This is a genomic window from Paenibacillus sp. FSL L8-0641, from assembly GCF_038006265.1.
GTDB lineage: Bacteria > Bacillota > Bacilli > Paenibacillales > Paenibacillaceae > Paenibacillus > Paenibacillus polymyxa_D.
This window is the reverse complement of the sequence record NZ_JBBOUW010000001.1, coordinates 2,297,317-2,311,099: the sequence shown is the minus strand read 5'-3', so window position 1 is coordinate 2,311,099 and position 13,783 is coordinate 2,297,317. Positions and strand designations below refer to the sequence as shown.

General features: G+C 43.9%; 12 protein-coding genes. 3 read left to right on the top strand and 9 right to left on the bottom strand.

What is annotated here, in order from left to right:
• The first annotated feature begins 197 nt into the window (after positions 1–197).
• Positions 198–1,406, top strand: a complete 1,209-nt coding sequence (locus MKY16_RS10555) for a helix-turn-helix domain-containing protein (protein WP_340955256.1) — start codon at positions 198–200, stop codon at positions 1,404–1,406.
• Between the two features lie 136 nt (positions 1,407–1,542).
• On the opposite strand, the gene MKY16_RS10550 is transcribed toward MKY16_RS10555, so the two are convergent.
• A complete protein-coding gene (locus MKY16_RS10550) occupies positions 1,543–2,313 on the bottom strand; it encodes an SDR family NAD(P)-dependent oxidoreductase (RefSeq protein ID WP_069011427.1) in 771 nt (256 codons plus the stop codon).
• A gap of 823 nt (positions 2,314–3,136) precedes the next feature.
• Between MKY16_RS10550 and MKY16_RS10545 the strand changes: the two genes are divergently transcribed.
• Positions 3,137–4,111 (top strand): stalk domain-containing protein, encoded by a 975-nt coding sequence (locus tag MKY16_RS10545; RefSeq protein ID WP_340955255.1) that lies wholly within the window; start codon positions 3,137–3,139, stop codon positions 4,109–4,111.
• A gap of 452 nt (positions 4,112–4,563) precedes the next feature.
• On the opposite strand, the gene MKY16_RS10540 is transcribed toward MKY16_RS10545, so the two are convergent.
• Positions 4,564–4,749: a hypothetical protein gene (locus tag MKY16_RS10540; protein ID WP_069011426.1), complete on the bottom strand. Its 186-nt coding sequence runs from the start codon at positions 4,747–4,749 to the stop codon at positions 4,564–4,566.
• Between the two features lie 654 nt (positions 4,750–5,403).
• Here MKY16_RS10540 and MKY16_RS10535 point away from each other — a divergent pair.
• Positions 5,404–6,240, top strand: coding sequence for a copper amine oxidase N-terminal domain-containing protein (locus MKY16_RS10535; protein WP_069011424.1), 837 nt, complete (start codon positions 5,404–5,406; stop codon positions 6,238–6,240).
• A 619-nt stretch (positions 6,241–6,859) separates the two neighbouring features.
• On the opposite strand, the gene MKY16_RS10530 is transcribed toward MKY16_RS10535, so the two are convergent.
• The 7 genes from MKY16_RS10530 to MKY16_RS10500 all read right to left on the bottom strand — a co-directional run bounded on the left by MKY16_RS10530 (position 6,860) and on the right by MKY16_RS10500 (position 13,776).
• The gene (locus tag MKY16_RS10530) at positions 6,860–7,669 is read right to left on the bottom strand and encodes an SDR family oxidoreductase (RefSeq protein WP_279830794.1); all 810 of its coding nucleotides are present in this window, start codon (positions 7,667–7,669) and stop codon (positions 6,860–6,862) included.
• A gap of 265 nt (positions 7,670–7,934) precedes the next feature.
• Positions 7,935–8,771, bottom strand: coding sequence for a hypothetical protein (locus MKY16_RS10525; RefSeq protein ID WP_069011423.1), 837 nt, complete (start codon positions 8,769–8,771; stop codon positions 7,935–7,937).
• 12 nt (positions 8,772–8,783) lie between these two features.
• Positions 8,784–9,536 carry a vWA domain-containing protein gene (locus MKY16_RS10520; protein ID WP_013309992.1) on the bottom strand — a complete coding sequence of 251 codons (753 nt, stop codon included), beginning with the start codon at positions 9,534–9,536 and terminating at the stop codon, positions 8,784–8,786.
• An 84-nt stretch (positions 9,537–9,620) separates the two neighbouring features.
• Positions 9,621–11,666 carry a hypothetical protein gene (locus tag MKY16_RS10515; protein ID WP_340955253.1) on the bottom strand — a complete coding sequence of 682 codons (2,046 nt, stop codon included), beginning with the start codon at positions 11,664–11,666 and terminating at the stop codon, positions 9,621–9,623.
• Positions 11,667–11,867: 201 nt separating this feature from the next.
• Positions 11,868–12,143, bottom strand: a complete 276-nt coding sequence (locus MKY16_RS10510; RefSeq protein ID WP_013309990.1) for a WXG100 family type VII secretion target — start codon at positions 12,141–12,143, stop codon at positions 11,868–11,870.
• A gap of 248 nt (positions 12,144–12,391) precedes the next feature.
• Positions 12,392–12,928: a WXG100 family type VII secretion target gene (locus MKY16_RS10505; RefSeq protein ID WP_029517064.1), complete on the bottom strand. Its 537-nt coding sequence runs from the start codon at positions 12,926–12,928 to the stop codon at positions 12,392–12,394.
• Between the two features lie 5 nt (positions 12,929–12,933).
• Entirely contained in the window at positions 12,934–13,776 is an 843-nt protein-coding gene (locus MKY16_RS10500; RefSeq protein WP_340955251.1) for a hypothetical protein, read from the bottom strand.
• Positions 13,777–13,783 lie beyond the last annotated feature (7 nt).

Sequence of the window (13,783 nt, the reverse complement as noted above, 5' to 3'; positions counted from 1 at the left end):
ACTTTATTGTCCGTAGAGGGTTGCAGAAGAAAACACCATTTTTTTTTACTCTAGGATCTCCAAAAGAAAAAGTGATCGATGTTATGGGTACTTCAACGTCAATCATAGAAACTCATGGTCTATAGCAATAATGAGGTTATACTATAAATCTTAGTTATTGACTGACAGGTTACTTAATCAATTTAGGAGTGGCAATAATGGTGAAACAAAACTTAGAATATATCTCTCAATTGATCTATGACACATACAATATTCCTCTTTTTATTTTCAAGAATAAAAGTCATCGTATTACTAGAAGTGGAAAACAGCTAAGACATCCTCTTTTTGATTCAATAGAAACATTTATAAACAGGCTCATTCAACCTGGCGATCAACAAAACGTTCCTTTGATTAGAATAACAAACTATCTAGAAACGCTCATTGTATTTCATTCATCTTCCACAGAAACGATAATAATCGGACCTTTCACTTCCTTTGAGGTTACCGAGAACACCGTAAATGGTATTATGCATGATCATCAAATATCCTCTAGTTATCAGCAAGAGTTATGCCATTATTACAGTCAATTAGAGCTGTTAAACCAAAAACAAATTGTATCGCTTTGTTCACTCACGTATTTTTTAATCTACCAAGAGCCTATGGATGAAGAAATAGTGAGATCTCAATTAATGAATTTTGACGAAATTGAACCCACTCATATTGAACAAGCAATACGGCATCTTCGTCTGGAAACGTCTTTTCATTTAGACCATAAAACTGAGCAGAAAATATGGCAATATGTGAAAGAAGGAAAGAAGGAAAAGCTGTTACAGCATTTAGAATCAATTGAAATGGAGGGATTGAGTCAACTTTCGAAAAAAAGCCACCTTCGTAACATTAAAAATCAAATCATCATTTATATTGCACTTGCGACGAGGGCAGCTATTGAAGGCGGTCTTTATCCTGAAATTGCCTATACAATGAGCGATATTAGCATTCAAAAAGTTGAAGAAACGTTTGACCTACAAAAAGTTTTATTAATTGGTGATAACTTATTATTTTCATTAGTTGACCGTATGAATGAAAATAGGGAAAGTGCACATTCTAAGGCTGTGAATACTTGTAAAAACTATATATTCAATCATATATTTGAACAAATTTCGATAAAGGATTTAGCAGACCTCGTCCATTTAAATCCAGTTTATTTATCGCAGCTCTTTAAAAAAGAAACAAACAAACCAATTGGAAAATATATCCAAGAAGAAAAAATAAAAGAGGCACAACAATTATTGATCCAAACGGACTATTCTGTAGCCGACATTTGTATGTTGCTTCATTTCAATAACCAAAGCCACTTTTCAAGCCTATTTAAAAAATTTACGGGTGTAACACCAAATCAGTACCGAAAAAATCCACTCAATCATTAATTGATTGTTCACGAAAAAAACTGCTAATCCATTGCAGATTAGCAGTTTTTTCTTATTAGATTCGTCTATCTCTCCATTAACCCATACCTATTAATAGCATAGATCGCAATATGCACCATCTATTTCATTTAAGGTATTAAGCGTTAATAATGACACCGCCATCTACATTGATTGTTTGTCCCGTAATGTGTCTAGAGTCTTCACTCGCTAAAAACAGTACGACAGGTGCAATATCCTCGTAAGGCGTGCCAAATCTTCTTATAGCAGTTTGTGAGAAACCTAAATAAAGTGGATCTCGTTGACCTTCAGGCATTTGGTCTAAATATGCTTGAATCGCATCTGTAATGGCACCTGGGTTTACGACATTTACATTAATATTGTCAGGTCCCCATTCACGCGCAGCTACTCTCGAAAGACCACGAATTGCTTCTTTAATCGCTGCATATGCTGCATAGCCTTCTTGTCCTTCATTCCCACTTCCAGAGCCAAAGTTAATGATTTTACCACCATTTTCTTTCAGGTATGGATAGCAAAGTTTCATAAAGTCCCATGTTGTAACAAGACCCGTCTGGTAGCTTCGTTCTAGAGTCTCCCGCGTATGATCTAAAAACGAATGAGGTGGCTCAATCGCCATCGCTAAATTTACTAAAATATCTACAGTTTGATATTGTGCAACCGTATCCGAAATAAATGCTGTTGACTCTTTAAGATCAGTAGCATCAAATGCTTTTGCAAATACATCTGCACCTTTGCTTTTACATAATTCAGTAGTTTCGTTAAGCCCTTCTGCATTGATATCACATAATGCCAGTTTAGCACCTTCTTCTGCAAAACGAAGTGCAATATATTTACCTAATCCGCCACCTGCTCCAGTAATAACAGCAACTTTTCCAACTATTTTGTTCATAATGTCTTCTCCTTCTTTGCTAACAATTGCTTTAAAATCGATGAAGTAGCCTGTTAGTCAATAACAAAGATTTGTAGTACGTTTTCATTTTAAGCAAATTTTTTAGTGTAAAATATGCATTTTTAAAGATTTTTATAAGGATTTATAGGGTGTTTACTTTTTGTTATTTCAAAATATTTAATTTATTTTATCAGGGTTACGTAAGACAATTGAAAGTGCAATTCGTAATGGAAAAGTAAAATCCAGTTTGGAAACAATCAATAATACTCCTGTTTTTAAAATCTTATTTTTGTGCTTAACGATGTAAATGCAATACCTAGAGTCATCCCTTATACCACAATCGGGCGCATTTGTGGAGTAACGCAGGATGAGTACTATTTTTTCTAATGAATAAATTTAAAATTATGGAATTCAGTACACAACTTTATTGTATGTACACACTATCAGCACCAAATATTAAGTTGGCTATAATTTTGTATATAAATCTGTTGGAGTGTAATGGGCATGGCCGCAACCAATTTTAGAACTGAAAAATTACTAAAGGAGCTGGAGGCTCTTTTCCAAAATTGATTGAGTCACTTGCAGAGTAAATGGGATCAGAACACCAGACCACTTCAACCTTGAAGTGGTCTTTTTTGTATAGAGAAGAATCTTAAGCTCTACAGGAATGTTTAGCGCAACAAGGCAGCTGATCCATGAGTCTGTGGTCAGCCAATCTATGGATGGAAACTTTTTCAAGTTCACCCGCGTCTAACATACGAATAAAGATTGCTGGTATGCATTCGGAAAGAACGCTGCCGTCATGAGAACAGGAGTGGATACTATGAAAAAGCTTCTATGCACATTCGCCGTCATCGGTGCATTATCCGTCGGTACAACCGCGTTCGCCACCGTGGATATTGGCATTACGGTGAGGAGCAAGCCGATCGCGACCGACAGTCCCCCCATCTACGATCAGGGACGGGTGCTCGTGCCGATCCGAGCTGTCTCCGAAGCACTGGGCGCCGCCGTCGATTGGGATGCGAAAATGGACACCGTGGTCGTCCGAAAATGGTCGCAGACGATTAAGCTGACCGTCGGGAAGAAGACGGCCGCGACCGAGACGTTTGGGAATAACTCGTCCTCGTCGGGTCCGATTTCGCTCGACGTGCCAGCGAAGGCCGTCCATAATCGCGTCTACGTGCCTCTGCGCTTCGTCTCCGAGCAGTACGGCTACAAGGTGGAATGGAAAAACAACACTGTCGCCATCGAGTCGCCACTCTCCGATAAGCAGCGGGACGCGCTCTATACCGGCGATCTGGCCGCAAGCAGGAATCTGGTCATGGAAGCGATGTTCTCTGGAACCCATTACGAGCATACGCCACTGCGGACGCTCCACGAATCCGAGGATTACAGCACCGCCTTCCTCTTTCCCGAAGGAGAGGCACTCCGCTTCTTCACCATCGAGGGCAATGAGACGGCGACCTATTACGAATACAAGGACGATTTCCTTGTCGCGACATGGCAGGCCCATTTTGACGGAAGCATTGGAGATAGCTTTCAACTGCTGCTGGAGGAAAAGCTGAAGGACCGTACGGGTCCGACGCCGAAAATCGACAAGCCGCTGGTATTCTATAGCAGAGGCATTGCCGGAGATTCCAGCACGGAGGAAAGCGGCCTGATCGGACTGGACGGGAAGGTCACCCGGATCGGCTTCGAGCATACAGTCGGCGGTTCCGTGACCGACTCGTCTGGAAAGCTAACCGTGACGCAGCCGGACGAGGTGCGCAAGGAGGTCGTTCCCATCCCGCAAAATTAACAGCCTCAAAGGATGTTCAAGTCTATTGCTTCTATCAGGAGGCGCCGGTAGGCAAAAAGGGATGGGATAAGATTATAAGTTCTTGTCCTTTTCGGATACCGATACATGTCTTAGGAAAGAACATGTATCACGAAAAAAACAAAAATCCGCGAAATCCGCGAACCCGATACGTAATATGTTCTTATCCTCCGACACATCCGTCAGGAGCATCGGACAATTAACTGAATAGACCAGTGAGTCTTGGCGTTTAACATGATTTTTCGGATAAAAAATAAGTTGGGGCTACCGTGTGGCGCAGCCTCTTCGAAGTTAAACTAACGTTCTCCGTTAGCTTAGTCTTTTCTCAGGTTTCGAACAGGTTGTCCCCGTACTATGAATTTCTTAACATCTGTAAACTGGAATTGCTTAATAAAAGCGGGTATCATCTCATGAACGCGCACCGGATTTTGATGTTAGTCTTGTCTCTGCTCAATGCTCAAAAGGTCGACAATAGACTTGACATAGGAACGGGCGAGTCCACTTGTCATCGAGATGTGAACACCACCTGTTCCAAGCTTCTCTAAGAAGCCTTCGTTCATGACGACGCTTTCGACAGATGCATCATCCCATAAAATGGTTGCAACAATTCCCCTACTCATTACTGTCTCAACCGGGCGGGACGCCAGCTGTGCGCCCTGAGCAACTAGGAAAAAATTAATGCTACTCTCTTTCCTCGAACCAGCGCTCGAAGCGTTCGATGTTGGCCTGTAAATCAGCGCGGAATTGCTGTAACCCACCGATCTTCTGGTCAGCCTCTGCGAGATGCTACCGCAGGATAGAGAGGACTTTCTGCTTAGGTTGTACTCCACTAGGGTCAATGAAATAGAGATCAATAACGTCCCTTATTTCTTCCAGGCTGGCGGTTGATGTTGGTTTGCAGCATAGTACAGAATGTAATGACTGGGCTCCTTTCATGCTCATTGAAAGTGTAAAAGAGCCTTATACTTTTAAGCCACGCTTTGAGCCTGATCAAGAAGTACAAATGAAATTTTATGTCCCTTCTGACTACAAGATCGACAAGACTATAACGATGGTTCTTACATCAGAAGAGTTCGTTGAGCTACATCCTATATTGGTAAAGATTCTGAAGATAATAACCCTTGGCGAAACAGTCAAACCTATGATTATTGTTCTATGCCACGGAGTAAAGTTGTAGTGGATTACGTACATGGAGGAGAGGAAACAGATAATATATTTTTAGATTGAATTCCGTGAGGGGCTGCTAGCCCCTCTCTTTTAAGGAGGATATTTTTATGGGAAAGATGTTGTTCAGAATTATGCTTATAGGTGCATTGTTTCTTTGTTTTTCTCTACCCTATATAGGAAAAATGTCAGCTCAGAGTATAACTCCAAACACTCCATTTTTGAAGATTAACAATTACTATGTCTTGTTCACAGCCCCCAAAGCACCTTATATTGATCAGAATAATCGCTATATGGTACCTTTGAGATCCATAAATGATTTGTTGGGAGGACAGACTACGTTTAACCCAACTTCTAATACGGCTACAATTAAGTTTGGAACACACAAGGTTGAGTTTAAAATGAACTCCACTGAGATTGTTACCGACTCGAGCTCGTCCGTGATGGATACCGTCCCTGTGCTTTATAAAAATGCGATGTTTGTCCCTTTAGGGGTACTTACTAAGCACTTAGACATACACCAGGAATGGGATCAGCAAAATAAACTGTATTCCCTCTCTGGGAAAGAATTAATGAAGACACCTTTGATGGAGAATGTAGAAGATTTGGATCATTTTAGAGAACAAGTGGATAATGAAAATGCATTCCAGTTGTTATCGTACAAATTGACCATGGGAGAAAAAATTCATCTGGCCATTACAGCTAAGAATATGACAGGGAAAAAGATTAGTGAGGGCATTGAAGATTTAAATACCACTTTTATTTTTTCTGACAATAGCACGGCCGGGGAAAATAGAAATCGTAAAAGGCCCAGTATAGATAAGGATGAAATTGTAACTCGCGAAGATGACATAGATTATGTGAAAACAATAGAGAATAATAAAATTATCAAACATGAACTGTCGTATATTCTCTTTAAGGGCAGAACGCTAAAGACTCACAAGTAAAAAAGTACTTTTACTTGTAGAGTGGAATGGGTCAATAGTAAAGCTGATCCTAGAAAGGATCAGCTTTTACTTGACTGATTATTTATGTATTAGAAAGTTTATCAAGAGTATGTCTATATTTTCGACTGCCTTCTTTATTCTGGGGTGTTATCATGACGATCATCATTTTTATTCATATAATCCTCCTCGTGCAAATCTTCGTTTATAAAATAAAAATGCTGACTGTACTGAACCACGACTTGTTCTAAACCAAACCTTTTACCAGCCAACAAATTCGCAATCCACGCACTCATATAGAGTGCGACGTGCCTCGCGCAAAGCAGCCTGATATGCCGGGTCAATTTCAATCCACGCACTCATATAGAGTGCGACGACAGCGAAAATGAAGGAATTAATACCCTAATGATATCAATTCCATGCATTTCCGAAAAAAACGATGCCAAAAAAGCTTGAATCGACTATTGACTTCTAACGAAGAAAGCTAATTTAAAACCATTTCGACAAATTTCGAGGTGCGAAAGATCCAGGGTTTTTATGTGAGCTTCACATTTGCACCGTAACCAAGACATACACTCAGGATACCACAAAACATTTCTCTGTCCCAGACAATGCTCTATTTCTAAAACAATAACGACTCTGCCCCGTCAATGACAATTTGTGCGCCAGTAATGTGACGCGAATGATCTGAGGCCAAAAATGTTACCAAATCAGCTACCTGCTCGGGTTGACCCGGTCCATCTGCCAACGGTTGCCCTCCTTCAGGAAACTTGACGGGGATGGTAATTTGCTTTAACCCTTCCGACTTCTCCGTGGTTTCATCAATATTCGTCGAAATGGCACCCGGATAGATGACATTGACACGAATACGAAACTTAGCCAGCTCCAGTGCAGCCATTTTAGCAAAACCAGTTTGACCCGCCTTCGATGTGCTGTAGGCTGACATCCCAAAGCTGGTAAAGCGCTGATTTCCATTAATGGAACTGGTAATAATAATGCTGCCGCCACCGTTCTTTTTCAAATGTGGAATTGTATACTTCACCGTCAGGAAGGTACCGTCCAGATTCGTGGACAATGTTTGCCGCCAATCCTCAATGCTCAGATCCTCGATCGGTCCGACGACCCCGTTAATCCCCGCATTAGCAAAAATGATATGCAGACCGTCAAATAATTCAACCGCTTCCAGAACTGCTTTTTCCACACGCACCGGATCGGCAATGTCCACGTCAAATGCCCGCGCTGACCCTTCACGTATAGCATTAATTTCTCTTTCTGTCTCCAAAATACGCTCATTACTTACGTCAAAAAGAGCGACATTCGCTCCTTCTCTAGCCATTTGAATGGCCGTTGCCTTGCCAATGCCAGAACCAGCCCCCGTGATCAGAGCCGTTTTTCCTTCAAAGCGTGCGCCTCCTGCATATGTGTAGCTCATATGTATCGCTCCCTTTCAGTAATCTGTATAATCACAAGATTACCCAAAAGGATATACTTTATAATCACCATTTTTGCGCATTTTTTGCTATTCCTTTGCGATATTTAAGAAAAGTACGAATATTACGCGCATTAGCGCGTCTTTCCTTCTCCTCCTCGTTACATTCTATAAATATCTTAACGAATCGTAATGTTCTATGTATTCATCAAAAAAAGGACGTATACATCCATATCCATGGTTGTATAACGTCCTTTTGCTTATTCATTTACCACTGCAGCTCAATAAATGCAGCATCATCATCAAGTCCCCCGGTGTGGGATGCATCCAGCAATACCTGTATCTGCTCATCAGGGACAGGCTCGCGAATGGGGTCCAAATCGGATAAACCGTCCGTATATACCTGTAATCTCATCGGCATATCTGCGGATATGCTTCTTTCATACCAATGAGGCTTCCCTCCAATCGGCCCACGACTTGTGGACCAACGCTCCGCTGTAGAGAAGGTATGATCGAACAGCTCGCTGATTTCTTCGGCACCATTCCATAGTCGCAAACGTGAATCCCCTTGCCAGGCAAGTCGGAGACGGCCACGGCTGCCACGCTTCGGCAGTTCGATTTTACCGCAAATATACATGGACTGGCTACCTTGACGACGTTTATCTTCCAATACCGAACGCATTAGGCCTGATTCGTGATCCAAAGGCTGTCGATCCAGTTCCTCTGCCGCTGTACCTGCCAAACGTTCAAGGTACACTCTCAATTGATCAGCAGACAGATCTTGTCCCCGTTCCATCCAATCCAGTAAAGAAGAACCCAGATAGCGGGCCGCAAAATCTCCTCGGTAACTGAGCCCGACACCATCACACAAGACAAAACAACAGACGGATTTATGAATACGTACTGCGGCGAAATCCTGTCCGCTTTCTCCCATACTGGCAGATTCGGCAGACCTTCCATAGCCATAACGACACATAAAACGACTGTGATGAGATGATAAAGGCTGATCGCCTGTCTGAGAGCTTATGTAAGCAAATTGCTGAGTCAGCCTTGCATTCATTCCCTTTTTTTTGCTCGCGGGGAGCAGGGACAGCGGTGGATTCATGCTTTTACCTCCTTACCGTACAGGCGTTGCGGCCGACATTTGAAACCCAATGGACACCAGCTCCGCACAGGTTCCGGGCAGCATCATAATGGCTCCTTCACCTAACTGATAATCTGCCTCAAATAGCATTTCCCGATAGCTTTCAGGCAGCACAGAAGACATATCACGCAATTTCACAGCATGTTCATCCTGCAACGGCGTATTATGTGTCAGACCTTTCCAGCGACGGGGGTCCTGAATAGGCGTTTCCAGCAACCTGTCGGATAAAAATATATTTTCCACCAGTACATTACCATCCGGTACGCTCATGCTCATAATACGCTTCGCAATCGGTTCGGGATCATCACCTGTGGAAACTCCATCTGTCATATGACAGACCAAAGGTGCAGGACAGTCCTGCATCCCTGGTAATTCCGCTTGCAAAATACGCTCAGCTTGCAAGAAGGCCTTTGCTGAATCTGAAAACCGTTTGGGCGTCAAATCGGGCAACGAACCAATGGCCGCGATTTCATCAATTCCCTTGACACCATTCAGCAGGTCATACACGTCGTCACTATAAGCCAAAATCGCAATCCGATAGCGCGCTGTCAGTCGATTTCCTTTGGTTGATCGAAAAACCATCTGCCGGATCGCCAACGATATAGCTTCATATACAACGTCAATACGCCGCCGCCCCTCCATCAGCATGTTCATCGACGCGCTGATGTCAATCAGGTAAATGATCAGGGCGGGAGTGCGTTGTGAAGCCTGTATTGTATAATTCATGGTTTGTACATGCTCCCCTCAGTTACCTTCTATCTCCATCTGTTTCGTATCTATCATTCCGCCTATATATAAACATATGAAATATTAAATTTTAGGCAGTCTAAAATTCGTATCTCCTAAAAAATTATAAATAGAGGAGGCCCGATATCCTACTTCACCTACCGAACGATAATAAGAAGGATTACTATCATATAGTGTTCTAAAACGCTTCGCAAAGCTCTTTGCCTTCGCAGCGCTGCCACCTTCCTGAGAGGCATACGCCTTGTTGTACAGGGAAATAAGCTGAAGAACGTTCTCCTTGTTTCGTGCATGCATGGACTCTTTTTGCTTTTGTTCCGCCTCGGCTGCTGCCTTACGAGCTGCCTCTTCCTGGGCGGCACGAGCTTCCTGCTCTTTTTTCAAAGCCAAGTATTTTTCATACTTTGCCTGTTGATCATACGCTTTTTGCTTCGCCAACTTGGCAGCCGCCTGCTTATTTTGTTCCTTTTGAGCGAGATAAGCTTCATATTTAACCTGTTGAGCGATAAGGGCTTGCTGTTTCTTCTGCTCTTCCTGTTGCTTTTGAGCAGCAAGTGCCTGTTGTTTGGTCTGCTGTTCCGCTTCCTGTCGTTGTTTCTCCGTCAGCAATTTTTGAGCCTCTTTCTGCTCGGCTGCCAGCTTTTCCTCGGCCGCCTTTGCAGCCTTCGCTGCCTCTTCCTGCTTGGCTGCCTCGATTTGCCGCTGATTGGACTGATCTGCAAGAATATTCACGGCTGGGATTCCAGCTGCCAATAGAACGACTGCGGCCGCAGTTGTCACGATAAACGCTTTGGAGCGATACCAGGCTTTTGTTTTTTCAGGTTGCTCTGGCGTCATGGGATTCAACTGCTCCTCTAGTCCTGTGATCGCAGCTGACACCTCCACATGCAAAGGACTGCCGTCTTCTACAAAATGATACAACGACCGGTATACTTCCAGCGCTGCAGCAGGTTTGTTTTGCTGCTCCAAATCACGTGCCTGTCGGAACAGCTTGTCCGTTACCCCACGCTCTCCTTGCTCCAGGGCGGCCTGATTTAGCAGTGCAGCCTGTTCAGTCTTGAGCGGTGCAGGCGCTGACAAAGAGGATGCAGCTTCACTGGAAAGGCCACCCACCGCTGCCGATTCTATTGTTTCTGTCGCAGCAGGTTCCGGTTCTATAGCCTCAACTGAAATTTCCTGCTCAGTAACCGCATTAAGTACAACCAGCCATTCGCCAAAAGTAGGGCAACTGCTTAAATCCTGACTATCCCAAGCACGGCTGAACAATTCTACCACCTTGCTGCCCCAACGAGATTCCAGCGATTTTCGTAAAATAAAATAACGTTCGCAAGGCGTCTGCATTTCATGCTGATCAAAATAACTTTCGCCCCACGCTTTGTCGACTACTACACGGTCAGACCAGCCTAACATTTCTCCTATAATGATTGCCCCTGCAAAACGGTCTGCATACGCACTCCACAACCCGCTGTGGACGGTACGATGGGCGGCATACCCTGGCGAACCTGCCAATAGAGCGTCTGGACGATCCATTTTAGTACTATACATTTGTTCCACGTCCACCAATTCCACAGCTGACGTGCCTTCAGGCAGTTCCACTTCAGAAAAAAACGGAAGCATCACATTCGGCGCCGATAAATCACAGTGCGCCAATCCTTTTTGCTCCATAGCTGAACCGATCCCTGCCAATGCTCTGGCTAAAGCCAGACTATCGGAAGCCTCAAGCTGACGCTGATCTGTGAGACAATCGAACCATGTCATACCGTGAACCCATGGCATCAGTACCGCATACAGCAAATCAGGCTGCTCGGCAATCAGACTTCCGTTTCTTTCTGGAGTGAGCACATCACGCTTGCATACCTGCAAACCGGGAATATCCCCGTATGCTTCCATATGCTCAGATTGATAAACCATAGCCGGGATGCGGAACTTCGGAAAAAACACCTTAAGGGCTTTTGCCTCATGTGGCGCTCCGTTTTTGGCATTTAGCTGGTATACAATTCCCTGACGCCCTGCTTGAGCATAGGCTAAACCGGGTGCAGCGGGATGTCGTCCAACCACATAAGCTGTGCCGTTTATGATCAATTCGTCTCCCGGATTCGGTTGAAAAGACATGAAACATCCCTCTCCTTACATCATTCAGTATGCTAGTTTTCCTCACCTTATTATATACATCTATGGATGGCAAGAAAACCGGGTATCCGAAGATCGCCCGGTTTTTCCTGAACATCCTGTGCCAAACCGTGAGGAATGGCTCACATATTGCTTCTTAATAGAGTGGTATATGTTAAGTTAATGCCTATCAGGCAAGACAACTTATTTCGTTTGGTCAACCGTGCGGAATTTGTTAGCGATAGCTGTCAATTCTTGACTGATGCTGTTCAAAGTCGTTACGAAAGCTTGCATTTGTTTGCTAGCTTCCTGAAACTCTTGGAAGAAGCGTTGTTTAGTCATACCTTCCCATTGACCTTCCATACCTGAGATGGACTGTGTCAAACTGGAAACGATCTGCTGGCTTTGCTCACCACTTTGTTTAAATTGGTTAGCCACCTGATCAACCTGTTCTGGGGTAATTAAAATGCGTCCTGCCATTTTTTGAGTCCTCCTTGATGATAAATAATGTTTTTGTTTATCTGGTTCAAATTGTACTATGGCTATTTAATTCCCTACAAAAGGCAAAGGACCTAATTGTAACAATCCCACTTTTTAACTATAAAACAGCACCTAACAGTATAATATTAACAAAAAAAACACCTAATAAGTCCCATAAAGCCGGGAATTGTGGAACGAGCTCAAGTAATTTTGCAATCGATCCAGATTGTCCCGGAACGCGATCCCAACTAAGCGACAGGCTGATCTCTTACTGTAGACGGATCAGTAAAATACCAATCCTGCGGACTGCTAGAAGACGCCTGCATCAGAATATCCTGATGCAACGTTTCTACATCCGAAGACTGTACACCAGAAATGGCATGTACGACAGACTGCGGGTTAGAAATCAGGCTGCTTCCTTCCGAAGCTTGCCCAGGCAGAATAGACGGTGATTGCTGATTCGACCAATCGAGCATCGTGACGGGTCGTCCCAATGGTTGGCTGGCAAATGACAGTATCGTTTGATAGTTGTGGTCAACAGACTGAAACTGCTCTGCCTTTCGGTTCAGTTGTGTACCTGATGTATGGAGGTAAGCATGGATCTGTTCTGACATCCGCTTGGCCTGCATCCAATGATTCAAGATCGCCTCGCGTGCAGATACATCCCAATCCAGCGATTGTAACGCCTGCTCCAAACCTGCTGTTAACTGTTGAATTTGCTCCGCCGCATGCTGTAGCTGCCCGCTAAGCCCCCGAAGCACATCCGGTTCAACTCGAATGCGCATATCCATCACCCTTCTTCTGTCACTTCTTCATTCACTGCCGACTGTTTCAACCAATTTAATAATAAATCCACAAACTGATCTCTTGAAGCCATAGCTGCAATCAGCCAGTCCCCGTTACCACTAGAGCTCATCCGAAATATCCAGTTCATTGCAGGACACAGGACAAAGGCTGCCCGTTGTGATTCCCACTCCCTGCCGTTCCAAACCAGCAATTGCAGTTCTCCCTCAGCTACACGGGAACTCAAAGACTGAGCCAGTCTTGCAGACCCCTCTGCATCTCCGCTAGCCTCGGTCAGTTTACTGCTGATCAAAGACACACTTTCCCCTGCCGATTGCTCGAAAATTTTATTAAACGCCTGCTTGGAGAACATTAGTGCGGGGGATTCAGGCACAAGTCGATCTACCCAACCCATTTTATCAATCAATGTCTCGCAAGCCTTTTCCACATTACCCAGATCGTACAATCGATACTCATCGGGTTCATCAGCGGATTTCACGAGTTCCACTACACGCTCGTTCGTGCAATGGAGATAGCCTTCAAATTGCTTACCTCCCCGCACATAGCGTATACGGCAAGCCCTGTTGGATAATCCCGCGATAGCGACTCTTGAAAAAACAGTAGGAGGCATTGCTAGCTCTTTGCCCTTATCTACCCGCTTTAGATAACCCTTTTCCAAAAGAGTAGCTTTTACTTGCTCCCACTCTTCCGCCAACTCCTCTGCTAGATAGCCCTTAAACGGATCTTCCACCCCAAGCAGTCGGTCAGAACCCAATACGCCTGCCAGAAAAAACAGTTCCTTCGCCTTGAGGGTTATTAACTTCTGCTTGGAAGCTTGAAACGTTAACATTATGAGC

Excerpts from the sequence above, each read along its gene's own strand:
- MKY16_RS10555 (WP_340955256.1), top strand. The coding sequence starts at position 198 with ATGGTGAAACAAAACTTAGAATATATCTCTCAATTGATCTATGACACA.
- MKY16_RS10550 (WP_069011427.1), bottom strand. The coding sequence starts at position 2,313 with ATGAACAAAATAGTTGGAAAAGTTGCTGTTATTACTGGAGCAGGTGGC.
- MKY16_RS10545 (WP_340955255.1), top strand. The coding sequence starts at position 3,137 with ATGAAAAAGCTTCTATGCACATTCGCCGTCATCGGTGCATTATCCGTC.
- MKY16_RS10540 (WP_069011426.1), bottom strand. The coding sequence starts at position 4,749 with ATGAGTAGGGGAATTGTTGCAACCATTTTATGGGATGATGCATCTGTC.
- MKY16_RS10535 (WP_069011424.1), top strand. The coding sequence starts at position 5,404 with ATGGGAAAGATGTTGTTCAGAATTATGCTTATAGGTGCATTGTTTCTT.
- MKY16_RS10530 (WP_279830794.1), bottom strand. The coding sequence starts at position 7,669 with ATGAGCTACACATATGCAGGAGGCGCACGCTTTGAAGGAAAAACGGCT.
- MKY16_RS10525 (WP_069011423.1), bottom strand. The coding sequence starts at position 8,771 with ATGAATCCACCGCTGTCCCTGCTCCCCGCGAGCAAAAAAAAGGGAATG.
- MKY16_RS10520 (WP_013309992.1), bottom strand. The coding sequence starts at position 9,536 with ATGAATTATACAATACAGGCTTCACAACGCACTCCCGCCCTGATCATT.
- MKY16_RS10515 (WP_340955253.1), bottom strand. The coding sequence starts at position 11,666 with ATGTCTTTTCAACCGAATCCGGGAGACGAATTGATCATAAACGGCACA.
- MKY16_RS10510 (WP_013309990.1), bottom strand. The coding sequence starts at position 12,143 with ATGGCAGGACGCATTTTAATTACCCCAGAACAGGTTGATCAGGTGGCT.
- MKY16_RS10505 (WP_029517064.1), bottom strand. The coding sequence starts at position 12,928 with ATGCGCATTCGAGTTGAACCGGATGTGCTTCGGGGGCTTAGCGGGCAG.
- MKY16_RS10500 (WP_340955251.1), bottom strand. The coding sequence starts at position 13,776 with ATGTTAACGTTTCAAGCTTCCAAGCAGAAGTTAATAACCCTCAAGGCG.